The 22,354-nt window shown below is 60.4% G+C and carries 19 protein-coding genes, 1 tRNA gene and 1 pseudogene; 9 read left to right on the top strand and 12 right to left on the bottom strand.

Features of this window, described 5'->3' with window-relative positions:
- Nucleotides 1-34: 34 nt before the first annotated feature.
- The 4 genes from FAZ21_RS10520 to FAZ21_RS10505 all read left to right on the top strand — a co-directional run bounded on the left by FAZ21_RS10520 (nt 35) and on the right by FAZ21_RS10505 (nt 3,975).
- Nucleotides 35-121: transfer RNA gene (locus FAZ21_RS10520), tRNA-Leu, on the top strand.
- A gap of 125 nt (nt 122-246) precedes the next feature.
- Nucleotides 247-1,872, top strand: coding sequence for a response regulator (locus tag FAZ21_RS10515; RefSeq protein WP_136773405.1), 1,626 nt, complete (start codon nt 247-249; stop codon nt 1,870-1,872).
- Nucleotides 1,873-1,954: 82 nt separating this feature from the next.
- Nucleotides 1,955-2,440, top strand: coding sequence for a MarR family winged helix-turn-helix transcriptional regulator (locus tag FAZ21_RS10510; protein WP_136773404.1), 486 nt, complete (start codon nt 1,955-1,957; stop codon nt 2,438-2,440).
- Nucleotides 2,437-3,975 carry an MFS transporter gene (locus tag FAZ21_RS10505; protein WP_211243434.1) on the top strand — a complete coding sequence of 513 codons (1,539 nt, stop codon included), beginning with the start codon at nt 2,437-2,439 and terminating at the stop codon, nt 3,973-3,975. Before FAZ21_RS10510 ends, FAZ21_RS10505 begins: the two co-directional genes overlap by 4 nt.
- Nucleotides 3,976-3,987: 12 nt before the next feature.
- On the opposite strand, the gene tcdA is transcribed toward FAZ21_RS10505, so the two are convergent.
- Together tcdA and rimO are read right to left on the bottom strand one after the other, a co-directional pair.
- Nucleotides 3,988-4,770 carry a tRNA cyclic N6-threonylcarbamoyladenosine(37) synthase TcdA gene (gene tcdA / locus FAZ21_RS10500; protein WP_136773403.1) on the bottom strand — a complete coding sequence of 261 codons (783 nt, stop codon included), beginning with the start codon at nt 4,768-4,770 and terminating at the stop codon, nt 3,988-3,990.
- Between the two features lie 19 nt (nt 4,771-4,789).
- Nucleotides 4,790-6,112: a 30S ribosomal protein S12 methylthiotransferase RimO gene (rimO, locus tag FAZ21_RS10495; RefSeq protein WP_136773402.1), complete on the bottom strand. Its 1,323-nt coding sequence runs from the start codon at nt 6,110-6,112 to the stop codon at nt 4,790-4,792.
- Between the two features lie 452 nt (nt 6,113-6,564).
- On the opposite strand from rimO, the gene FAZ21_RS10490 reads away from it, so the two are divergent.
- Nucleotides 6,565-6,780 carry a hypothetical protein gene (locus tag FAZ21_RS10490; protein ID WP_136773401.1) on the top strand — a complete coding sequence of 72 codons (216 nt, stop codon included), beginning with the start codon at nt 6,565-6,567 and terminating at the stop codon, nt 6,778-6,780.
- 1,738 nt (nt 6,781-8,518) lie between these two features.
- Here the strand turns inward: FAZ21_RS10490 and FAZ21_RS20290 are convergent.
- Both FAZ21_RS20290 and FAZ21_RS10485 read right to left on the bottom strand, forming a co-directional pair.
- The gene (locus FAZ21_RS20290; protein ID WP_169307351.1) at nt 8,519-8,686 is read right to left on the bottom strand and encodes a hypothetical protein; all 168 of its coding nucleotides are present in this window, start codon (nt 8,684-8,686) and stop codon (nt 8,519-8,521) included.
- Nucleotides 8,686-8,904, bottom strand: coding sequence for a hypothetical protein (locus FAZ21_RS10485; RefSeq protein ID WP_136773400.1), 219 nt, complete (start codon nt 8,902-8,904; stop codon nt 8,686-8,688). Before FAZ21_RS10485 ends, FAZ21_RS20290 begins: the two co-directional genes overlap by 1 nt.
- A 672-nt stretch (nt 8,905-9,576) precedes the next feature.
- Between FAZ21_RS10485 and FAZ21_RS10480 the strand changes: the two genes are divergently transcribed.
- The 3 genes from FAZ21_RS10480 to FAZ21_RS10470 all read left to right on the top strand — a co-directional run bounded on the left by FAZ21_RS10480 (nt 9,577) and on the right by FAZ21_RS10470 (nt 11,330).
- On the top strand, nt 9,577-9,966 hold the full coding sequence (locus FAZ21_RS10480; RefSeq protein ID WP_136773399.1) for a hypothetical protein: 390 nt from the start codon (nt 9,577-9,579) through the stop codon (nt 9,964-9,966).
- Nucleotides 9,967-10,309: 343 nt separating this feature from the next.
- Nucleotides 10,310-10,636 (top strand): hypothetical protein, encoded by a 327-nt coding sequence (locus FAZ21_RS10475; RefSeq protein ID WP_136773398.1) that lies wholly within the window; start codon nt 10,310-10,312, stop codon nt 10,634-10,636.
- 214 nt (nt 10,637-10,850) lie between these two features.
- On the top strand, nt 10,851-11,330 hold the full coding sequence (locus FAZ21_RS10470; protein ID WP_136773397.1) for a VOC family protein: 480 nt from the start codon (nt 10,851-10,853) through the stop codon (nt 11,328-11,330).
- Between the two features lie 235 nt (nt 11,331-11,565).
- Here FAZ21_RS10470 and phaR read toward each other — a convergent pair whose 3' ends face one another.
- On the bottom strand, nt 11,566-12,219 hold the full coding sequence (gene phaR, locus FAZ21_RS10465) for a polyhydroxyalkanoate synthesis repressor PhaR (protein ID WP_136773396.1): 654 nt from the start codon (nt 12,217-12,219) through the stop codon (nt 11,566-11,568).
- Nucleotides 12,220-12,434: 215 nt separating this feature from the next.
- Between phaR and FAZ21_RS10460 the strand changes: the two genes are divergently transcribed.
- Nucleotides 12,435-13,007, top strand: a complete 573-nt coding sequence (locus FAZ21_RS10460; protein ID WP_136773395.1) for a phasin family protein — start codon at nt 12,435-12,437, stop codon at nt 13,005-13,007.
- 92 nt (nt 13,008-13,099) lie between these two features.
- On the opposite strand, the gene FAZ21_RS10455 is transcribed toward FAZ21_RS10460, so the two are convergent.
- The 7 genes and pseudogenes from FAZ21_RS10455 to infB form a co-directional block, all read right to left on the bottom strand.
- Nucleotides 13,100-14,101 (bottom strand): tetratricopeptide repeat protein, encoded by a 1,002-nt coding sequence (locus FAZ21_RS10455; protein ID WP_169307350.1) that lies wholly within the window; start codon nt 14,099-14,101, stop codon nt 13,100-13,102.
- A 164-nt stretch (nt 14,102-14,265) separates the two neighbouring features.
- Complete coding sequence (locus FAZ21_RS20285; RefSeq protein ID WP_169307349.1) at nt 14,266-15,774, bottom strand: carbohydrate-binding protein; 1,509 nt, start codon at nt 15,772-15,774, stop codon at nt 14,266-14,268.
- Nucleotides 15,775-16,046: 272 nt separating this feature from the next.
- Nucleotides 16,047-18,191 (bottom strand): polyribonucleotide nucleotidyltransferase, encoded by a 2,145-nt coding sequence (pnp, locus tag FAZ21_RS10445; protein ID WP_136773393.1) that lies wholly within the window; start codon nt 18,189-18,191, stop codon nt 16,047-16,049.
- A 233-nt stretch (nt 18,192-18,424) separates the two neighbouring features.
- Nucleotides 18,425-18,694 carry a 30S ribosomal protein S15 gene (rpsO, locus tag FAZ21_RS10440; protein WP_136773392.1) on the bottom strand — a complete coding sequence of 90 codons (270 nt, stop codon included), beginning with the start codon at nt 18,692-18,694 and terminating at the stop codon, nt 18,425-18,427.
- Nucleotides 18,695-18,785: 91 nt separating this feature from the next.
- Entirely contained in the window at nt 18,786-19,694 is a 909-nt protein-coding gene (truB, locus tag FAZ21_RS10435) for a tRNA pseudouridine(55) synthase TruB (protein WP_136773391.1), read from the bottom strand.
- An 84-nt stretch (nt 19,695-19,778) separates the two neighbouring features.
- Entirely contained in the window at nt 19,779-20,153 is a 375-nt protein-coding gene (gene rbfA, locus FAZ21_RS10430; protein WP_136773390.1) for a 30S ribosome-binding factor RbfA, read from the bottom strand.
- Nucleotides 20,154-20,237: 84 nt separating this feature from the next.
- A pseudogene (gene infB / locus FAZ21_RS10425) lies at nt 20,238-22,025 on the bottom strand (translation initiation factor IF-2); the annotation flags it as partial.
- Nucleotides 22,026-22,354: the final 329 nt, after the last annotated feature.

The following is a 22,354-nucleotide window of genomic DNA, read 5'->3' as shown; positions in this document are numbered from 1 at the left end:
GTGCACGCCGGATTGATTCTAGCGTAAGCGCGTGGCCCAGGTGGCGGAATTGGTAGACGCACTAGGTTCAGGTCCTAGCGCCTTCACGGGCGTGGAAGTTCGAGTCTTCTCTTGGGCACCAGACATCACAGCCCCGATCGCAAGATCGGGGCTGTTTCGTTTTGGCACCACATAACGCAAATCCAAGCAAAAAACCGCCCGCGCAGCGATAGTAGGGGTGAAATACTTCATCTATCAGGCGCGCATATGGCGGTAGCACTCACCCAGGCCAGCGTGTTGGTTGCGGACGACGCCCAGACGGTGCGTCAGTCGATACGACTCACGCTGGGACATCTCGGCATCACCCGGGTCGATCTCACCAGCAGCATCGGGGAAACCCGGCGCCGGCTGAAGAATGGCCAGTACGACATCGTGCTGTGCGATTATCACTTCGGCGAAGGCATGAATGGGCAGGAGCTGCTGGAGGAACTTCGCCGTACCGGCGAACTGCCGCTGACCACAGTCTGGTTCATGATCACCGCCGAGGCCAGCTACGAAAAAGTGGTGGCAGTGGCCGAAGTCGGCCCGGACGACTACCTGATCAAGCCCTTCACCGGCGCACGCCTTTCGGATCGCCTGGCCCTGGCCTGGGAAAAAAAGCAGTTCCTGCGCCCGCTGTACGAACGCATCACCCATGGCGATACCAGCGGGGCGCTGCAAATGGCGCGCGATCTGCTGACCACCACCACCGATATCCCCTACCGCAACGATTTGCAGCGCCTGCTTTCGACCTTGCTGCTGGAAGACGGACAACTGGACGCCGCGCGCAAGGTATTCGAGGAAATCCTGCAACGGCGCGTGGTGCCCTGGGCCAGGCTGGGGCTGGCGCGCGTCTACAACCGCCAAAGCCGCAAGGACGAAGCGGAAGCCATGCTCAAGAGCGCCATCGACGAGCATGCGCAATATGTGGATGCCTACGAAGAACTGGCGGCGCTGTACATGGCCGATGGCCGGCTCGACGAAGCCATGGCTGTCTACGACCAGAGCCTGTCGATTGCGCCCAACAATGTGTCGCGCCTGCAAAAGGCGGGCAATCTCGCCAGCATGCTCGGCCAGCCGGCCAAGGCGCGGGCGATGCTGGAGCGTGCGGTCACCTACGGCGGCAATTCCTCGGCGCTGGCGCCGGAGACCGTGCTGCAACTGGCACTGGCCGCCAAACGCGACAACGCGCACGGCGACGCGGATCGCTATCTGCGGATGTTGAGCGAGATCGGCCGGCGCAAGGAATCGTTCGCCGGCCAGGTGGTGGGCATGCTGGCCAACGCGCTGTTTTCCGGACGCGCGCTGGATCTGGACCCGCTGGCGGACTTTGTCGCCGCCAACGAGTTCACGCTGGAGCTGGCCGTGAGCGCCATCATGACCGCGGACTTCATCTGCGCCCCGACCGTGCCGGGTGAAAGGGCCAATCCCGGCAACGCGCCCTACCGCTGGCTCCGGCCCATGGCCGAACGCTTCATTACCAGCAAATACATTTCCGGCCTGCTGGAAGGCGCCTGCGGCCAGCGAGCAGCCTGGGCGGAATACGTCCGCCGCCTGGGCACGGATATCGCCGAACTGAACAAGCAGAGCGTGCAACTGATGCTGGCCGGCCGTTTTGCCGAGGCCGTGGAACGCGCGGTGGACGCGGCGCGACGCACGCACAACAACCGGCTGATGCTCTCCGCCACCCACGCTATCGTGCGTTATCTGAAATCGCAGGATGTCTCGCTACGCGAGCGCAATCTGCTGCTCCAGACTGCCGACGACTTTCTGGGCCGGCTGCACGGGGTGATCGAAGAAGGCGTGCTGTACAGCCTGTCCGACGACATCGACCGCCTCGCCTATGCGAATTGATCCGGCATCGGCAGCCACCTGACTGGCGCGGCGGCAGTCCAATCGATACAATCGATATAATTTCATTTGAAACATTATCGATATGTCCTTCGAACAACGCATCGAGCAAGTGCTTGGCATTTATCCGAATGCCCCAGGCCCCGCCTTGCGGGCATCCCGCCTGTTGTTTCGCGTGGGCCACCTGCTGGAAGCACGCATCAATGCCGCACTGGTCCCCCATGGACTGGACATGCGGGGCTATCTGGCGCTGGTCGTACTGGATACCGAAGGACCGTCGCTCAACCCTTCGGAGCTGGGCGTCACGCTGGATGCCAGCCGCGTCCAGGTCACCCGCCTGCTCGACCGGCTGGAAAACGCCGGCCTGCTGCAACGCCAGCATTCCAGCCGAGATCGCCGCAGCCTGGACCTGGAACTGACCGACACCGGCCGTGCTCGCTATCGCCACGCCATGGCCGATGTCCATGCCGCCTATGCCGCCTGCTGGTCAGCATTGCAACCGGAACGCATCGACGCGCTGGTCACCGACCTGGCCGCCATGAACGATGCCCTGGAGCCGCAACAGCCGTGACGCGTCGCCTGCATGCCTGGATAAGGCTTCAGAAAAAGCGCCTGGCCATGGCACTGCTCGGGCTGATCACCGGCGTGGAATTCATGGAAAACGCGATGTTCGTCTTCGCGGCCAGCCACGTCATGGGCGGCATCGGCGCGTCGCCCCGCGACTTTGCCCTGGTGCTGGCGTCGTACGCTGTCGGCAGCATGCTGATGATCGTCAAGCAGCAGTGGCTGGCGCATCGCTTCGGCTATCGGCGCTATCTCACCGTCGCGCTGTCGCTGTTCGCACTGGGCGCCATGGGCAGCGCGGCGGCGAATGGCCTGCACGAACTGGTTCTGGCGCGCTTCATCCAGGGGGTGGGCGGCGGCGCGCTGTTCACCAGCAGCCGCATCCTGGTGAACCTGATGTTCAAGGGGGCGGAGCGAGGGCGGGCGATCCGCTATTTCATGATCGGCGTCTTCAGCGCATCGGTGCTGGGGCCGGTGCTGGCGGGCGCGCTGATCGAATGGGCGGGCTGGCAGAGCATTTTCCTCGGCATCGTGCCACCAACGCTGGTGGCCGTGGTCGGCGCCTACCTGCTGCTGCCGGACGCGGAGCCGCGCAGCGAAGCCACGGCGCTGGCCTTGCAACCGCTGTTGCTGTTCGCCGGCGCCATCATCGCGTTGCAGTTGGCGCTGAGCGAAATGCGCTACGACATCTTTGCGCATCCGTTGCGGCTGGCCTTGCTGGCACTGGTTGGCGCGACGCTGCTGCTGGGGTTTCTCTACCAGCAGTGGCATCACCAGACGCCGATGCTGCATTTACGCCCGCTGCATAATCCGGTCTACCTCACCGGGCTCGGGCTTTATTTCATGTACTACGTGCTGTCCAACTTCAGCAGCTACCTGTTCCCGATCCTGGCCGAACAGGCACTGGCAATGCCGACGCTGACCGCGGGCCAACTCAACAGCTTTGCCGCGCTGATCAGCCTGCTGGGCATCATGGTCTACCTGCGCCTTGGCGCGAAGCTGCCGCGCAAAAAACCGATGATGGTGGGGGGTGCGGTCGCAATCGGACTTTCGGCGTGGTGGTTCGCGCATCTGCCGCCCAATGCCTCGCTCGAATGGCTGCTGCCCGGGCTGGTGGCGAAAGGATTATTCGGTGTGTTGCTGGTGATCCCGGTGGCCGGGCTCACCTTTCGGGGCCTGGACGACGCCCATTTCGCGCATGGCTATCAAAGCAAGAACCTGATGCGGCAACTGGCTTTCTCGATGTCGTCCGGCCTGGCCGCGGTATTGATGCAGAACCGGCAGTTCGCCACGCACGCCCAGCTTTCCGCCGCCGTGCAACTGGATAATCCGGTGATGGGTGACTGGATGGCGCGTGTGCAAGGCTGGCTGCTCACGCAAGGCTACGACGCGGCGCATGCACATCTGGCCGCCCAGGCACTGCTGGAACGGCAGTTGGCCCAGCAGGCGCAACTGCTCGCCTGCGATGATCTGTACCTGTTGCTGCTGGGGATGGCCGCGCTGACAGCGGTGATGATCGCCGCCCAGCGCAAACTGGCATAACAAAAGAGTTGCTCAGGCAGGCGTGGCAGCCAGCTTGCGCAGTACCCGCGACACCGCGGCGAAACCGAAACTACCGGTGACCACCAGGCTGGCGCCGAAGCCGCCCTGGCAATCGAGTCGCGCCCCGCCCTCGCCTTCCGGCTTGCGCGCGCACACCGAACCGTCGGCCTGGGGATAGACCAGTTGTTCGGTGGAAAATACACAGTCCACACCGAACTTCTTGTCGCCCTTCGGGAAGCCGTATTCGCGGCGCAGCAGGCTGCGTACCTTGCTGGCCAGCGGATCCTGGGTGGTACGGGTCAGGTCGTCGATGCGAATCTGGGTCGGATCGGTCTGCCCGCCAGCGCCACCGGTGGTAATCAGGCGCACCTTGTGTCGGCGACACCACGCAATGATCTGCGCCTTGATCCGCACCGAGTCGATCGCATCGATCACATAGTCGTAGCCACGCCCGAGGTGCTCGTCCAGGCTATCCTCGACGACGAAATCCTCCACCGCGTGCACGATGCAATCGGGGTTGATCAGGCGCAGCCGCTCGGCCAGCGCCACCACCTTGGCCCGACCGAAATTGCCGTCGTGCGCGGGTAACTGGCGATTGGTGTTGGAAACGCAGATATCGTCCAGATCGATGAGCGTGATGCCCCCGATACCGGAGCGCGCCAGGGCCTCCGCCGCCCAGGACCCGACGCCGCCGACGCCGATCACGCACACGTGCGCAGCCCGGAAGCGCTCCAGCGCGGCGCTGCCATACAGCCGCGCGATCCCGCCGAAACGCCGTGCGTAACTGGTGTCCATCAACCCGCCCTACCCTGGATCAAAGTTGTTCCGCCCACAGATCGTGCTCGTCCGCGTCAGTGATGCGTACCTTCACGAAATCGCCCGGCTGCACGCCGGGAGCCGGGTCGAAGTAGACCAGGCCGTCGATCTCCGGCGCATCCGCCCAGGTACGCGCCACGGCGCCTTCATCGTCCACCTCATCCACCAGCACGGTAAGCTCGCGACCGATCCTGGCCTGCAAGCGCGCGGCGCTGATCGCGGCCTGCTTGTCCATGAAGCGACGCTTGCGATCCTCGGCCACCTCGGCCGGCACGTGGTCGGGCAAATCGTTGGCGGTGGCGCCATCGACTGGCGAATAGGTAAAACAGCCGACGCGATCCAGTTGTGCTTCGTCGAGGAAGGCCAGCAGTTCGTCAAAGTCCGCCTCGGTCTCACCAGGGAAGCCGACGATGAACGTGGAACGGATGGTCAGGTCCGGGCAGATCGCCCGCCAGGCCTTGATGCGCTCCAGCACGTTGGCGCTGTTGGCCGGGCGCTTCATCAACTTGAGCACGCGTTGCGACGCATGCTGGAACGGAATATCCAGATACGGCAGGATTTTTCCTTCCGCCATCAGCGGAATCACCTCGTCCACGTGCGGATACGGATAAACGTAGTGCAGCCGCGCCCAGATGCCCAGCTTGCCCAGTTCCTCGCACAGCTCTGTCATGCGCGTGCGCACCGGGCGACCGTTGTGGAAGCCGGTCTTGTATTTCACATCCACGCCATAGGCGCTGGTGTCCTGCGAAATGATCAGCAGTTCCTTCACCCCGGCACGTGCCAGGTTCTCCGCTTCGCGCAGCACATCATGGATAGGGCGGCTGACCAGGTCACCGCGCATCGACGGAATGATGCAGAAGGTACAGCGATGGTTACAGCCTTCGGAAATCTTCAGGTAGGCATAATGCTTCGGCGTGAGCTTGACCCCGGCCGGCGGCACCAGATCCACAAAGGGATCATGTGGCTTGGGCAAGGCCGCATGCACGTGGAGCATCACCTCATCCTTGGCATGCGCGCCGGTAACCGCCAGTACCTTGGGGTGCGCCTCGCGGATGAAGTCACCTTCACCCTTGGCGCCCAGACAGCCGGTGACGATCACCTTGCCGTTCTCGGCCAGCGCCTCACCGATGGCGTCCAGGCTTTCCTGCACTGCGGAATCGATGAAGCCACAGGTGTTCACCACCACCAGGTCCGCATCGTCGTACGACGGCGAGATCACATAACCTTCGGCCCGCAACTGCGTGATGATCTGCTCGGAATCGACCAAAGCCTTGGGACACCCCAGGCTGACGAATCCAACTTTCGGCGTAGCGTTGCTCATCGAATTCCCCATATCCCCACATGCCCTGCGCCGCCCAAGTGGTTTGGCGACACCCTATCCATACTCGCAAACCGGCGCACGGGACTACTCCAGAAAAAGCAAAACGCGCGAGTATACAGGGATTTAGGGCGCTCCGATCCCAAACGAACGGCCGGTTCATCGGTTGCTCCACAGGTCGAATATGCCCAGCGCTGGGCAACTGAACGCCCAGGGCCTGACACCATTCAATAGCAAGCCGATTCCACCCTTCAGCCTGTACCGCATCCGGCATGGCCCTGCGTTGATTGGCATGGAGGCTACCTTCGGCAACCAGCGCAGCGAACCGCAATGCCTGAAGTTCCAACTGACCAGCGCCAATCGGACCATCACTCCGGCCCTTGCATCGTTGTGGGCCGCATTTGTGGAGGGGCCTCGAAAACCTCGACGACGACACCAGGCTACAAACGCGGCAAATGGCGACCGACACCTTTGAACGGATCGTGGTGGATCACCGGGGCATGCCGCCCGATGAGGGCGATGGCAAGCACATCGATCTGGTGCTGGTGCCCAAGGGCCGGCAACCACGCATGCTGCGCATCAATCGCAAGACGGGAACATGGCGCGCTGGGGAAGAGTCATTCCCAAAGCATTCCGCTCCGGCCAGAATTTCTAATTTATTTCTCTGTTGACAACAGAGAAGAATTCATCAATTTAAATCGCCATTAATTCAAAAGATCTCGGAAAAATTTGGCTATTTCTAATAAAAATAGACACTACCTCATCGAAAGAGAAAAATCCAAAAAAAACATTAAAAACAATGAAATAAAAAGAACAAAACCACAACCAAGCAACCACCTCAGCCATAATGGAGAGTAAATCTCCTCCCCCGCATCACCAAGTGCCGCCCTCTTCCCCACAGCCCACAGCGAAATATGCCACTGCGTACAGTTCCTTAATGATCTTATTTTAAAGCGAAAATACAAAACACACGCTGTATAAAAAAAAGCAAGAATAAAGGCAACAATGAACACGACAGGAAATATCTTAGCAATCATTTAGTTCAAGCTCCCAGTTGCACTGGTTGAAACACCTTTCTGCCCACCACACTTAAGGGAGGGGGGCGTCATACTCCATTGCCATCAGCAAACAATCATCCAACAGCAGCGATCAATCCCCCAACGATACTAACCCATACAAAAAAACAAAATCCACCCCGTTATCAACATCTTTTTCAACCAAAGGGGCGCCTCTATTTCCTCCCCTGCATCTCCCGTGAACTTTGTCTTCCTTAACACCCAGAGGATTTGTGTCCATGGCGATGCACTACGAAACTGCTTATATTTGCAAACAAAGTACAGACAACAGACCGTATATATAGTAGCCACAATAAAAGCAACAGCCATTGTAACCTTAATGAAAAGTGCCAAAATTTCAGTTTGAAAGTCCATATTTTTCAGCTTCGATTTAATAGAGATATCATCTGAAGTCCAAGCTCCCCCCGAAACCCTTGTTTTTATAACGTCCATTCATCCAAAAGGACTCAGCGACCGCAATACAGAGGCGCCACTACGACTGCAAATTGCAGCGCTAAGACGCGGGATCTGGAAGCCGCCCTCAGCACCAGCGTGGCGAATTACAACGCCTGGAGTTCCAACTGACCAGCGCCAATCAGACTACGAACCCGGGCCTTGCATCGTCGTGGGCGGCACTCGAAGGCGTCGAAAACCTCGATTACGATACCACGCTACAACTGGTGGCCGACACATTCGACGGGATCGTGATGTATTACCGCGACATGCTGTCCGACGAAGACGACGGCAAACACATTGATCTGGTGCTGGTACCTACGGACCGAAGCCCCGCATGCTGCGCATCAATCGAAAGGCGAGCGCAGGGCGGCCGGCAAGGAACCGCTGTTATTTAGATTTTTCATTCCGGCCACAGCATCTAAAACAACTGAAAGCCCCCAACGAGCCTCTTATGTATATGGATTAACTCCAATAACTATCAATATTTTCGCGATTATCCACCTCCAGAAATAATGCGAAAAAAAGCCCAACCCTCCAAAAACAAGGCAACCAAACAACTTCAAATATTCAGAAAAAACGCCTCTACTTAAATTTTCCTCAGAAATTACCACGTAATCAGTTGCAAATTTAAATAAAGAAACCGAGACAACTAAACAAAAACAAATACTCAGACCAATAACAAATTGGTTGTATACCTCTTCTTCCCACTTCATTTCTTCGCCCCTGAAGACCTATTGTCAGTATTTGTAATGGTTTTGGTGACTTGCCCTACTGTCGTCCCCACGTTATAAGAACCCCCGCTGGAACTTCCTTCGCCGCTTTATTCAACTCTTCCGTAGCGCCACTTGGAATACCGCTAAGCCTCTGAGTTTTCCCCACCAAGCGATCAGCCACGGTATTAGATAATGCTTGACCAGGGTAATTGCCCTTGAAACCCCAACATAAAAATTACTGCTATAAAATTCCCAGCACCATTTAAAACACTCGCCCCATTAAAAAAAAGCGCCAACGAGAATACCCACCCAATTAGTGAAACAGCAGCAACCATCACTATTTTTTTGAACATCACTTGCTCCTTTCTTGAGTGCTTTTGTTTTCACCCCCACCTTTATTATCGCCACCAGGGGAAGAACTAGAATCATTTTTCTTTTTCTCACTTTCTTTAGAATCCTCTTTCCCAGATCCAAAATAGTTCAGAATAGTACGAAGAATACTACCACCTTGAATCAATACGAACGCTAAGCCGCTTACATTTAGCAAGCGGTCGATGAAGCAGCAGTCCATTTACCACCCATCCCGCGCACACTCGCCCCTCCATGCGACGATCGAGCCTCACGTTTAGCCTCTCCCGCCGCTCAATCAGGCAGTGGGTTGGTGCCAAGCTTCTGCATCATTGGCAGCCCCAATTTTTGCGTATCGGCGGCGAGCGAAAATCCTGAGCACGTCTCCCGATCTGGAAGATGAAGAGCGCGCGACCTGCGAGCGAGATCGACGCAGCCAGCGAGGCGCAGTGCGCGCAAGGGAGAGATGGCACGTATCAAAACCAGTGAGCAGGTCGGCCCCAGCACTGGATTGGGCGGTAGCAAATGTGCGGATGCGGGCGGATGGATTCTGTGGCTAGAAAATCGGCCGCACATGGTTCGGTTTTCGAATGCGGGAATTGGGTGCCGCGCCACCCAACGACTGGAGCCAAGGGTGGCCCCCATCATCGACCGCAAGGGCATGACGCTTATGTGCCCAAGGTGGATGCTGTTCACATTGCTTGGTACAGACGGAGCTGTCATCCAGCAATACGGCGCAACCGTCGTCACGTAACAGGCACGGAGCGGCTACACTCTCCAGCTTTTACCCACTTGCCATAAATTCATGACCGCGTTGCTTCTCACCGGATCACCGATCCCGCCGCTATCTGGCGCCCCCCCTTGACCCTGCATCGCTCAAGATTCGCTAAACCCCATGACTCCCATTCTTTTCATCTTCCTGATACTTTGCGCTGCGGTCTTCTCGTTGATCTATGCAGCGCTCGTCAAAACCGCTGCGGAGCAATTCAAGGTATTGGTGTTATGGAAACATGTCATTGCCTATGCATTTGTTTCATCGTGGACCTTCAGTTTGTTCGCGCTACCTTTGGCAAAAACCGCCCCCATCTCGTTGCTTGTCTTGCTGCTGGGGCATTTGGGGCTCGGGGCAATGTTTTTCCGAACCGTAGCCAACACGCCCATCAGAAAAGGCATTGCCATTACCCTCCTGGCCAATGTGTTGCCGGCGCTGCTACTGGGGGTAATCCTGATTTTTCTGGCATTCCTCTTGGGACTGCAAGGTGTCCGCCTCTCCGACCTTATTTAGCCGAATCAATGCAGCAGCAAGCTTGTATTGAGGCCGTACTCGATGCGATCCAGCCCGGTATCCATGTCAATGGCCTCGCAATACGCCCGATGAGGGTCGGCAGGAGCGCCAGCCCGGTCGGACCCCAGGCTTGAACAGGCATCGCCTCATCACTTTGGCTTACATGATCGCCAGCAGAAATCTCCATTCCAGCAGTCGATCTTCATGTCGCTTTGGGTGAGGGTTGAGCTGCAATGGTCGCAGCGTCTGCCATCCAATCACTGCGGGGTTGCCAGGGGTGGATGGACTCGCTAGAACGAATATTCCGACGGCATATTGCTCGGACCTTTCACCTGGAGCCAACATGATCAGACATGCATTGATTGCGATCTTCGCCTGCAGCGCCGGCCTCGCCCACGCCACCATCGTCTTCAAGGAAGGCTGGAACAGCGCGGAGAACAGTGATGTCCAGCAATACAGCAAGGAGGAAGCCACGACCTACCTGCGTGGCCATAGCGAATCGCTCAAAGCGATCATCGACGGGCCTGCCGCCTGCGTGCTGGAAGTGACCAAGGGATGTCACCAGGCCAACGACTCGCATTTCACGGTGAACGGTGCCAAGTCGACCAACAAATGCAAGGTGGACAGCGTTTACGTGGGCAGCAAGAGCGATCACGTCTCCTGCCCCTGAAGCGACGGTTCATTCCTCCTTTCATCTTCGGATGACGCATGTGCCGGCGCTGGCTGGTACATGCGTACAACCCGCCGCTCAATCGCTCACGCGCCCTGCTGGCACCTGTCATCGCTCCGCTGGTCACTCAACATCCGCTTGCATGCCCCAACCCGCACCATACTCATGGCGGCAAGCAGGATGACCTGCCGTACTTCAATCACGGAGAATCACGATGGCCAGCAAGAATACGATTTGCCTCTGGTATGACGGCACGGCACTGGAGGCCGCGACGTTCTACGCCGAAACCTTTCCGGACAGCGCGGTGGGCGCGATCCTTCGCGCGCCGGGCGATTATCCCGCCGGCAGGCAGGGCGATGTGCTGACGGTCGAATTCACGGTCATGGGGATTCCCTGCCTTGGCCTGAACGGCGGGCCGGAGTTCAAACATGATGAGGCTTTCTCGTTCCAGGTCGCGACCGACGATCAGGCCGAAACGGACCGCCTGTGGAACGCAATCGTCGGCAATGGCGGCCAGGAAAGCGCCTGCGGCTGGTGCAAGGACAAGTGGGGGTTATCGTGGCAGATCACGCCACGCGCCTTGACCGCCGCGATCACGGACCCTGATCCGGCCGCCGCCAAACGGGCGTTCGACGCCATGATGGAGATGGGCAAGATCGATATCGCGACCATCGAAGCGGCCCGGCGCGGCTGAGATGGTCAATCCCGGTTCCGCCGTGGCGGCGTTCTGGTGAACTCGCCCTGCCGGCATCGCAACAAGGGGCCTTGATCCGCGAAACCGGCTGGCAGTGAGAATGGTCCACTACGGCACGCGGCCTTCCGAAGCGGAGCGCGGCAGGCCACGCCAGTCGGGCATGAAACAAAAAACGCCGGTCAGCCGGCGTTTTTTGCGTAACCCAGGCCGCAACACAGCCTTGGCTGGAGGTGAATCAGGTGGGCTTTTTCGGTGCGCGGCGGCGGGTGGCAGGCGCAGGGGCCGCTTCCGGCGCGGCCGTGGTGGGCGGATCGGAAGGTTGCAGTTCGTCGGGCGCCCCTTCCCCCTTGCCATAGCCCGGCATGCCGAAGCCGGTGAAAAGGTGTTTGGCGCGATCCTGCAACTGCTGCTGCATGTCGACGAACAGGTTGGTGCTGCTTTCCAGGTAGTTGCCCATCATGTTTTGCAGCGCAGGCCCCTGGAACTTCATGAAGTCGCCCCAGAGATTGGCGTTGGAGAGCATCGGGTTGTCACCGGTCATGACCGACTTGGCCTGGTCCTGCAACCGCCCCTGCATCTCGGAGAACAACTGGAGATTCTTTTCCAGGTAGTTGCCCATCAGGCCCTGCATCGCGTGACCATAGAAGCGGATGATCTGGGTAAGCACGTCATAGGAGAACATCGGCATGCCGCCTGCCTCTTCCTCCATGATGATCTGCAACAGCACGCTGCGGGTGATGTCGTCGCCGCTCTTGGCATCCAGAACCTGTATGTCGGTGACATCGAGTACAAGCTGTTTCACGTCGGCCAGCGTGATGTAACAGCTGGTGGCGGTATCGTATAGCCGGCGGTTTGGGTACTTCTTGATGACCCGTTTTTCGACGCTCATGCGTACTCCCTTATTTGTAGTCGCGTTCTTCCCAAGTACGGGAAGATAGCGCGCGCCCGTCGGCTTTTGCAACCGCTCATGCTGCGTTGCACAATTTCCGTTTGACAAGCGCGGTGGTCATGCTGAAAATGAAGTGGCTATTGTGCAGAGCAACATGCGATTGACATTATCGTGTTCCGCACATTCCTCGGACCCAGTCATAAAGGAAGTCAGTCATGAGTCAACAGCAACAAGCCCAGCAGCAGTTCGCCGATTTTGCCACTGATCAAGTGGAAACCGCCCTGCGTTTTGCCCGCGTCACCATCGATTCGCTGGAACGCGTAACCAAGCTGAACCTGGATGCAGCCAAGAACGCTCTGGAAGAAAACGCCAAGAACGCCAAGATCCTGGCTTCGGTCAAGGATGCACAAGAGGCCCTCAGCGTGCGCCAGCACCTGGCCGAAACCAGCGTCGAGCAGTTCTCCGCCTATACCAAGAGCCTATACGACATCACTTCCCAAGCCCAGGCCGAACTGGCCAAGCTGGTGGAAGAACGTACCACCAATTTCAACAAGGATGTGGTTTCCGGCCTGGATCGCTTCGTGAAGTCCGCTCCGGCAGGTACCGACGTGGCCGTTGCCGCCGTCAAATCCACCGTCCAGGCCACCGCCGCGGCCGTCGACAGCCTGACCAAGGCTGCCAAGCAAGTGGCCGACTTCGCCGATGCTTCGGTCAAGGCTGCCACCACTGCCACCACCGATGCGGTGAAGGCTGCGGCCAAGAAGGGTGCCAACGCTGCTGCTGCCTGATCGACAGCGCGTTCACCGATAAACGGGAGCTTCGGCTCCCGTTTTTTTGTTCTTTTGTCCGCCCTTCTACCCAGGTGGCACCGAGCACCCTGCTATGCCGCAATAGCGCGCGGCAGCAGATCCCGTACCAGATCGCGCCGCAGTCCGTCGTGTGCCCACTCGTGGTAATAGTGGTAAAGCTTGTGGTGCTCGAATGCCTCCGCCACGTTGCCCATGGTTTCGCAAAGCTGCGACTGGGCATGATGGATATCCATCAGGGTGTGCGCCAACCCCAGGCTTTCGCCGATTTCCTGCGCCTGCCCCAGCGATTTTCGCGCACCGACAAAATCGCGGGTGCGAACCTGGAGCTTGCCCAACTGCAACGACGCGAACGCCCTGATCCAGTGATTGTTGGCTCCGTCGGCCAACGCTACGGCGCGCCGCAGATGGGGTCGGGCCGTCGAAAGATCACCCAATCCGCAACACGCCATGCCGCAGTAGGCATGCCACTCCGCCAGGAACGGCAGCCCGGGGGTGCTGGCAATCAGTTGTTCCACCAGCCGCAGGCGCTGCGCCATTTCGTTGAAACGCCCCAGGGCATGCAGATTGGACACCACGTTCAACAGGATCATTGCCTGTACCCGCGTATCCAGATTGGGCATCCGCAGTGCCTGTTCGTTGTATGACAGCGCGGCGTCTGCTCGGCCCAGCGCGAGGCAGATCCGACCCAGCCCCAGCAATGCCTCGCCGGTTGCCAGGTCGTGCCCAGCAAGCCGCGCCATCCGCAGCGCCCACTGCCAGTCCTGCAAGGCTTGTGCGTAATCGGCATGGGCATAGTGAATTGCCGCACTGCCCAGCCTGGCGCGGCACCGAACGGCGATGGCGTCTTCTTCATCGCGCGGCGCAATGACCTGCTCGGCCTGCTGATAGGCCTCCAGTGCATCCTGCGGCTGCCACAGGGACTCCAGGCAGCGGCCGCGCTCGACCAGACAGGCAGCCATGTCGATCGAGGCGCCGTCTTCCCTGGCGCGATGCAGGGCGGTGTCCAGCTGGAGAAGCTGCTTTTCGGGGCTGAGATACCAACCTGGGTCATTCTGATTCAATGCATGTTTCACGATGCGCTCCATAAGGTATCCCCGACTATAACCGGGAGCCCGATGCATCGCGGAGGATGTGACGCTACGATCATCCGGCAGAAACGACCGTTGAGAGTCCTCCCAAACCAGGACAAAAAAAACCGCCCCGACCGGGGCGGCTTTTACGTCGGGCGCCGATCCGGTCAGGGCCAGACCTGAAGGCCGTCGATCAGGGTGATCAGCTTGGCGGAGATCGCGCGGTGGTCGTTGACGGAGGGATGCCAGCCGCAGGCCATGCTGTCCAGCCCGTCATAGTAGAAGTACACCACGCGGGCATCGCCTTGCGCCTGGGCCTCATTCACGACGGCCTGTGCGGTATCGACCAACGCAGTGGTCTGCCACAACGCGGTCGCACTCACCACCAGATAGGCATCGCTGCCATATTGACGTCGCAATTTGGCCAGGAACTCCAGGTATGCGGCTTTGTAGGTGGCCTTGAGGGTCTCGGCGGTGTAGGGCTCGCCAGGATTCACCGGTGTCGAGAAATCATTGATCCCCAACCCGACCACGATCACCTGTGGCTTCCAGTCACCCTGTACCCATTGATTGCCGGCGGAGTTCAGCAACGCGCGATCGTAATAGGTGCGGTAATCGGTGCCGCGATCCGCTCCGTTGTAATTGCGCACCAACCCCACGCCGGAATACCCGTTGAGCTGATAGGCCGCCCCGTAGTGCCGGGCAGTCAGCGCACCGAAGCTGGCATCGCTGTTGGACGCATTCACCAGCAGCACATCACTGCAATCCCGCGTTCCCGATTCCGCCCCGAGGCCCGACGTGTACGAATCGCCGATGAATTCGATCTGGCGGGTGGGTGCCGGTGGCGGCGCGAGAACCTGTCCGCCTTCGGCGGCGACCAGCCCGCCGAAGCGACCGACCACCCCCGGGGATTCGGTACGCTTCGATACGCGAATGGTATGCGTGCCGGCGCCCAGGCCCTTTACCCAATAGGTGGTATTGCCGGGGCGTGCCAACTTGGCAAACGGTTGGCCGTCGATCTCCACGTTGTAGTGGTTGTAGCCGTCATCCAGACGCACGCCAACACCGGTGCCACTGAAACGCCCTTCGAAGTACACACCCGGCCAGCTGTAGGCCACACGATCCGCCGATTCCACCTGTAGTCGGCCACCGGAAGCGATCTGGGCCAGCACCCCTGCGGGAGTGGGTGTCGGTGTCGGCGTGGGAACGGGGGTCGGCGTCGGTTGCTCGCAAGTTCCGACTCTGGCCCAGACGCCCCAGCTTCCCGACTGCAAGGGGTCATCGCCCTGGGCCCACCATTTGGCCTGGTAGATCGATCCGTTGCGCACCGCGCGCTGACCGCCCACATAGACGGTGGCCTGCTGCCAGGCTTCGCCGCATTCCGATGTCGCCGGCGTCGGGACAGCCGGGGTCGGCACCGCAGTGACCGTCGGGGTCGGCGCCGGGGTCGGCACGGCGCAGTCGCCACCTTGCCGCCACAGCGTGGCCGCCGCCGCAGGATTCCAACCGGCTCCCGCGTGTGCGGTATGGGCGACCACGGCGGTATAGGCCTGGTCCTGATAACTCACCGCGCTACCGACGCTGTAGTGCTCACCTTCCTGCCAAGCGGGGCACGTTGCAGCAGCGCCACCCGACAAAACCAGGCAGACCAGCCCGGACACCTTCATGCGCTTCATATGGACTCCTCCTGATTGGTGGGATCGCGATAGTTCACCCATCAATCAATTTGTTTTCTTGGATTGTTTATCTCTATCAAAAGACCGAGCGAGGGCCTCGGGTATGGTAAATAGCGTGAATCCGCCTTACCTTCCTCTATGCGACCGTTGGGGTCACGCACCAAATTATAGTTTTAAACTATCAATGTCAATTGTTTAGTTGTTAAAATCTTTGCAAAGGTCAAAAAAAACGCCACGCGGTCAGCGTGGCGTTTCGACTGAGGCCGGGCAGCTTATTCCGCTGCCGGGGCCACCGGTGCGGCAGGTGCCGCGGCAGCGGCTTCGTCATTGAGTACTGCCTTGATGCTCAGGCGTACACGGCCTTTCTCGTCCTGCTCCAGCGCCTTCACGCGCACGACCTGCCCTTCCTTCAGGTAGTCGCTCACGTTCTTGATGCGCTCGTTGGCGATCTGGCTGATGTGCACCAGACCATCGCGGCCCGGCATGATCGAGACGATGGCACCAACGTTGTTGTCGAGGATCTTCACCACCGGGCCTTCGTAGATCTTGCCGATCTCGACTTCCGCGGTGATTTCGCCGATACGGCGCTTGGCTTCGTCCGCACCCTCGGCCGAGATCGACGCGATGGTGATGGTGCCGTCTTCCTGGATATCGATCTGCGTACCGGTTTCCTCGGTCAACGCGCGGATCACCGAACCGCCCTTGCCGATCACGTCGCGGATCTTCTCCGGGTTGATCTTCATGGTGTACAGACGCGGCGCATGGGCGCTGACTTCTTCGCGCGCACCACCGACGGCACCCTTCATGATGTCCAGGATATGCAGGCGGCCGGCCTTGGCCTGATCCAGCGCCACCTTCATGATTTCCTTGGTGATGCCGTTGATCTTGATGTCCATCTGCAAAGCGGTCACGCCCGAATCGGTACCCGCCACCTTGAAGTCCATGTCGCCGAGGTGATCCTCGTCGCCCAGGATGTCGGTCAGCACGGCAAACCGGTTGCCTTCCTTGATCAGGCCCATGGCGATACCGGCCACGTGCTTCTTCAGCGGCACGCCGGCATCCATCAGCGACAGGCAGCCGCCGCAAACCGAAGCCATCGACGAGGAGCCGTTCGATTCGGTGATTTCGGACACCACGCGCATCGAATAGCCAAACTCCTCGCTCGTCGGCAGCACGGCGATCAGCGCGCGCTTGGCCAGGCGACCGTGGCCGATTTCACGGCGCTTCGGGCTGCCGACGCGGCCGGTTTCACCGGTGGAGTACGGCGGGAAATTGTAGTGCAGCATGAAGCGGTCGGTGTATTCGCCGGCCAGTGCGTCGATGCGTTGTTCGTCCAGCTTGGTACCCAGCGTGGCGACGACCAGCGCCTGGGTTTCGCCACGGGTGAACAGGGCCGAGCCGTGGGTGCGCGGCAGCACGCTGGTGCTGATCGTGATCGGACGCACGGTGCGGGTGTCGCGGCCATCGATACGCGGATAGCCATCCAGGATCTGGTTGCGGACGATCTTGGCTTCCATGTCATGGAAGATGCCACGGATCTTGTTGGCTTGCAGGGTATCGGTGGCTTCCGTCACCAGGGCGGTCTTCACCTTGTCCCAGGCTTCGTTCAGCTTGACGGTACGCGCCTGCTTCTGCGGAATACGGAACGCCTGGGCGATGTCGTCACCGGCCACGGTGGCGATCTGCGCTTCCAGCGCTTCGTCACGGGTGGGTTCGGCCCAGTCGAACAGCTCCGGGTTCACCTCGTCGGCCAGTTCGTTGATGACATTGATCGCGGCCTGCATCTGGTCGTGACCGAACACCACGGCGCCCAGCATCACTTCTTCCGACAGTTCCTTCGCTTCCGATTCCACCATCAGCACGGCTTGTTCAGTACCTGCCACCACCAGGTCGAGTTGGCTGGCCGCGAGTTCGTCCTTGCTCGGGTTCAGTACGTACTGGCCATTCAGGTAACCGACGCGCGCGGCGCCGATCGGGCCCTGGAACGGCACGCCGGAAATCGCCAGCGCGGCCGAAGCGCCGATCATGGCGGGGATGTCGGAATCGATCTGCGGATCGACCGACAGCACGGTGGCGACGATCTGCACTTCGTGGAAGAAGCCTTCGGGGAACAGCGGGCGGATCGGACGATCGATCAGGCGGCTGGTGAGAATTTCTTTTTCGGAGGGGCGGCCTTCGCGTTTGAAGAAGCCACCGGGGATCTTGCCCGCAGCGTAGGTACGCTCCTGGTAATCGACGGTCAGGGGGAAGAAGTCCTGGCCCGGCTTCACGCCCTTGGCGGCCACGACGGTTACCAGCACCACGGTGTCGTCCATGGAGACGACCACGGCGCCGGATGCCTGGCGAGCGACCTCGCCGGTTTCCAGCTTGACGGTATGACGGCCGTACTGGAACGATTTCACGATTTTATTGAACACGGATTTTCCTTTTCTTCAGCGGTGCATCCTCGGCCCTGGACGTAACGGCAGTCCGCTGCAATCGGGCCGATGCGCCGAGGGTCCACAGCGTTGCGCTGCTGTTCCAACGGCACGACGATTGCCGGTTCCGACACAACCACTTCGCCCCACTCGCCGCCGGAACCGCTATTTGACGAATGAGGAACACAAAACAAAAAAGTCGCAGTCTGATGACTGCGACTTTTTTGCCGGGATTACTTGCGCAGACCCAGCTTGGCGATCAGGTCGCGGTAGCTGTCGGCGTTGGTGCGCTTGAGGTAGTCCAGCAGGCGACGACGACGCGACACCATCTTCAGCAGACCACGGCGGGAGTGGTGATCCTTGGCGTTGGCCTTGAAGTGGGGGGTCAGATCGTTGATGCGGGCGGTCAGCAGGGCCACCTGCACTTCGGGCGAACCAGTGTCGCCTTCGGCGCGCTGGTAGGTCTTGACGATGTCGGCCTTCTTGTCGACGGTAACAGCCATTGTCTATTGCTCCATATAATTGAGGGATCGAGTCCCGACAAGCCAAGGCGAGCAGCGGTTCAACCGGCAACCCATCCTTGCTTCCCCATGCTCACGCGGTGGAGAGCAGTCGTTTGGACCGTAGCACGCCATCGGCGCCCACCTCGCCCAAACCGAGGAACCGCGCATTATCCGTGCTTTGCTCCGAGCCGTAAAGACGGAAGGTGCCTGGCGCGACATCCGGTCGGCGCGCCGTCATGCCGTGCAGCATGCGATGCGTATCGGCATCGTCGCACCGCAGTTCGGGCAGATCCAGCACCAGCGTTTCCGCCGGCAGCAACAGCGCTTCGCGCTGCGGCAGGTCGAGCTGGCCGAACGCATCCAGCCCGATGGCGTCATCCAGCGAGAACCCGGCGGTACGGGTCCGCACCAGCCCGGTCAGATAGGCCCCGCAACCCAGTTCCCGACCGATGTCGTCGGCCAGGGTGCGGATATAGGTTCCCTTGGAACAGCGAACATCCAGGGTGAGCACACCGCTGGCTGCGTCATAGCCCAGCACGTCCAGCGCGTAGATGGTCACCCGCCGCACCGCGCGTTCGATTTCCACGCCCTGGCGCGCATATTCATACAGGGCCTTGCCTTCGAACTTGAGCGCGGAATGCATCGGCGGCACCTGTTCGATCTCGCCACGGAAACGCGCCAGCACGGCTTCGACGGGCGCCAGATCGGCCGGCGCCATGCCGCTGTCGGTGATTACGCCCTCACCATCCAGCGTGCTCGACACCTGGCCCAGCCGCACCATGGCACGGTAGCCCTTGTCGGCATCCAGCATGCGCTGGGCAAACTTGGTTGCCTCGCCGAAGCACAGCGGCAACAGGCCGGTGGCGAAGGGATCGAGCACGCCGGTATGACCGGCCTTCTCCGCGCTCAGCAACCAGCGCGCCTTTTGCAGCGCGTTATTGCTGGAGATGCCAAATGGCTTGTCCAGCAACAGCACGCCGTCGATTTTTCGTTTTGCCATGGGACGTCAGAGAGGGGGTGATGAGGTCAGGCCTTCGCCCGCCACGCAGCAGGAATGGATACCCATGCCTGCCCTGGCGAGCGATCAGGCTTCTTCGTCCGGCGCCTTGGGCAAGCGGCCGGCTTCGGCGATCAGGCTGTCCAGATGCATGCCCTGCTCGACCGAGTGGTCGTAGTGGAAATGCAGCTCGGGCATTTTGAACAACTTGAAGCCACGCGCCAGTTCGCTGCGCAGATAACCCTTGGCGGCCTCCAGCTTGGCGGCGATGGCCTCGGCCTCTTCGGCCGTGCCGAGGAAGGTGTAGAACACCTTGGCATGCGAATAATCGCGAGTGACTTCCACGTCGGTGATGGTGATCAGCGACGCCTTGGGATGATCCAGCTCTGCGCGGATCAGCTCGGCCAGATCGCGCTGCAATTGCTGCGCGATACGATCGGAACGGGTGAAATTCTTGGGCATGTCTCAAACCTCGAGAAGGCAGAAAGGGAAGAGGAAAGGGTGTTCGACCCTTCGCCCTTCCCCTCCGGCTTTCCTGCTAGATGATTACAGCGAACGCGCCACTTCGATGATCTCGAAGACTTCGAGCTGGTCGCCTTCCTGGATGTCGTTGTAGTTCTTCAGTTGCAGACCGCACTCGTAGCCGGACTTCACTTCCTTCACGTCATCCTTGAAGCGCTTGAGGGTATCGAGTTCGCCCTGATGCACCACGACGTTGTTGCGCAGCAGGCGAACGCCCGCACCACGCTTGACCACGCCATCGAGCACGTAACAACCGGCAACCGAACCCACCTTCGAAATCACGAACACCTGGCGGATTTCGACCAGACCGATGATCTGCTCGCGCTTCTCCGGAGCCAGCATGCCGGACAGCGCCGCCTTCACGTCATCCACCACGTCGTAGATGATGTTGTAGTAGCGGATGTCCACGCCTTCGCTCTCGGCCAGCTTGCGCGCAGCCGAATCGGCACGCACGTTGAAGCCGACCACCACAGCCTTGGACGCCAGCGCCAGGTTGATGTCCGACTCGCTGATACCGCCCACGCCCGAGTGCAGGATCTGAACGCGTACTTCGTCGGTGGACAGCTTTTGCAGGCTGCTCGACAACGCTTCCAACGAACCCTGTACATCGCTCTTGATGACGATGGGCAGGTTCTGGACCTCGCCTTCGGCCATCTGCGCGAACATGTTTTCCAACTTGGCCGCCTGTTGCTTGGCGAACTTCACATCGCGGAACTTGCCCTGGCGGAACAGTGCGATTTCGCGGGCCTTCTTCTCGTCGCCCAGCACCATCGCATCTTCGCCGGCGCCCGGCACTTCGGACAGGCCCAGGATTTCCACCGGGATCGACGGGCCGGCTGCGGTGATCTGCTTGCCGTTTTCGTCGAGCATGGCCCGTACGCGACCATAGACCTGGCCTGCCAGCAGCACGTCGCCCTTACGCAGCGTGCCCGATTGCACCAGCATGGTGGCAACCGCGCCACGGCCCTTGTCCAGGCGGGCTTCGATGATGATGCCCTTGGCCGGCGCATCCACCGCGGCGGTCAGTTCCAGCACTTCCGCCTGCAACAGGATCGCATCGAGCAGCGCATCGATGTTCAGGCCCTGCTTGGCCGACACTTCGACGAACTGCGTATCGCCGCCCCAGTCCTCGGGAACCACTTCCTGCGCCACCAGTTCCTGGCGGATACGCTCCGGGTTGGCGCCCTGCTTGTCGATCTTGTTCACCGCCACGACGATGGGCACGCCCGCCGCCTTGGCATGGTGGATCGCCTCGATGGTCTGCGGCATCACGCCGTCGTCGGCCGCCACCACCAGCACCACGATGTCGGTGGCGCTGGCACCACGGGCACGCATGGCGGTAAACGCCTCGTGGCCCGGGGTATCCAGGAAGGTGATGATGCCCTTGTCGGTTTCGACGTGGTACGCACCGATGTGCTGGGTAATGCCGCCGGCTTCGCCCGCCGCCACCTTGGCGCGACGGATGTAGTCCAGCAGCGAGGTCTTGCCGTGGTCGACGTGGCCCATCACGGTCACGACCGGTGCGCGCGGCAGCAGTTCGTGCTCGCCCTTGTCGTCGTCGCCCAGGTAGGTTTCGGGATCGTCCAGCTTGGCCGCCACCGGGGTGTGGCCCATTTCCTCGACGACGATCATCGCCGTTTCCTGGTCCAGCACCTGGTTGATGGTCACCATCATGCCCATCTTCATCAGCGCCTTGACCACCTCGACGCCCTTCACGGCCATCTTGTGCGCCAGGTCGGCGACGCTGATGGTCTCGGGCACGTCCACGGTGTGGACGATGGGTTCGGTCGGCGCCTGGAAGGCGTGCGCGTTGTCGCTATCGTTCTGCTTGCGGCCGCCCTTCTTGGACTTCCAGCCACCGCCGGTATCGCCACCGCGGGTACGCAGACCACCGCCCTTCTTGCCGCGGCTGTCGCGATCGTCGCGGTCGTCCTTCTTGCCGACCGGCTTCTTGTCGGCAGGCTTGGCGGCGGCCGGGGCCGGCGCGGGTTCGGCCTTGACCGGTTCCGGCGCGCGCAGCGGGGTGTCCTTCGGCTTGCGCAGTTCCACGCGCATCCCGATCCGGGGAGTTCAACCTGCAACGCCGTGTCGGCACCTGCTCCTGCCCAACAGCGCGGAAAGCCCGCCAAAGGGGCTGGCCG

Origin of the sequence: Chitiniphilus eburneus (assembly GCF_005048205.1) — a bacterium.
Lineage (GTDB): Bacteria > Pseudomonadota > Gammaproteobacteria > Burkholderiales > Chitinibacteraceae > Chitiniphilus > Chitiniphilus eburneus.
Note: the sequence above shows the minus strand (reverse complement) of the source record. Positions and strands in the feature narration are given on the sequence as shown.

Excerpts from the sequence above, each read along its gene's own strand:
- FAZ21_RS10515 (WP_136773405.1), top strand. The coding sequence starts at position 247 with ATGGCGGTAGCACTCACCCAGGCCAGCGTGTTGGTTGCGGACGACGCC.
- FAZ21_RS10510 (WP_136773404.1), top strand. The coding sequence starts at position 1,955 with ATGTCCTTCGAACAACGCATCGAGCAAGTGCTTGGCATTTATCCGAAT.
- tcdA (WP_136773403.1), bottom strand. The coding sequence starts at position 4,770 with ATGGACACCAGTTACGCACGGCGTTTCGGCGGGATCGCGCGGCTGTAT.
- rimO (WP_136773402.1), bottom strand. The coding sequence starts at position 6,112 with ATGAGCAACGCTACGCCGAAAGTTGGATTCGTCAGCCTGGGGTGTCCC.
- FAZ21_RS10490 (WP_136773401.1), top strand. The coding sequence starts at position 6,565 with ATGGCGACCGACACCTTTGAACGGATCGTGGTGGATCACCGGGGCATG.
- FAZ21_RS20290 (WP_169307351.1), bottom strand. The coding sequence starts at position 8,686 with ATGTTCAAAAAAATAGTGATGGTTGCTGCTGTTTCACTAATTGGGTGG.
- FAZ21_RS10485 (WP_136773400.1), bottom strand. The coding sequence starts at position 8,904 with ATGGACTGCTGCTTCATCGACCGCTTGCTAAATGTAAGCGGCTTAGCG.
- FAZ21_RS10480 (WP_136773399.1), top strand. The coding sequence starts at position 9,577 with ATGACTCCCATTCTTTTCATCTTCCTGATACTTTGCGCTGCGGTCTTC.
- FAZ21_RS10475 (WP_136773398.1), top strand. The coding sequence starts at position 10,310 with ATGATCAGACATGCATTGATTGCGATCTTCGCCTGCAGCGCCGGCCTC.
- FAZ21_RS10470 (WP_136773397.1), top strand. The coding sequence starts at position 10,851 with ATGGCCAGCAAGAATACGATTTGCCTCTGGTATGACGGCACGGCACTG.
- phaR (WP_136773396.1), bottom strand. The coding sequence starts at position 12,219 with ATGAGCGTCGAAAAACGGGTCATCAAGAAGTACCCAAACCGCCGGCTA.
- FAZ21_RS10460 (WP_136773395.1), top strand. The coding sequence starts at position 12,435 with ATGAGTCAACAGCAACAAGCCCAGCAGCAGTTCGCCGATTTTGCCACT.
- FAZ21_RS20285 (WP_169307349.1), bottom strand. The coding sequence starts at position 15,774 with ATGAAGCGCATGAAGGTGTCCGGGCTGGTCTGCCTGGTTTTGTCGGGT.
- rpsO (WP_136773392.1), bottom strand. The coding sequence starts at position 18,694 with ATGGCTGTTACCGTCGACAAGAAGGCCGACATCGTCAAGACCTACCAG.
- truB (WP_136773391.1), bottom strand. The coding sequence starts at position 19,694 with ATGGCAAAACGAAAAATCGACGGCGTGCTGTTGCTGGACAAGCCATTT.
- rbfA (WP_136773390.1), bottom strand. The coding sequence starts at position 20,153 with ATGCCCAAGAATTTCACCCGTTCCGATCGTATCGCGCAGCAATTGCAG.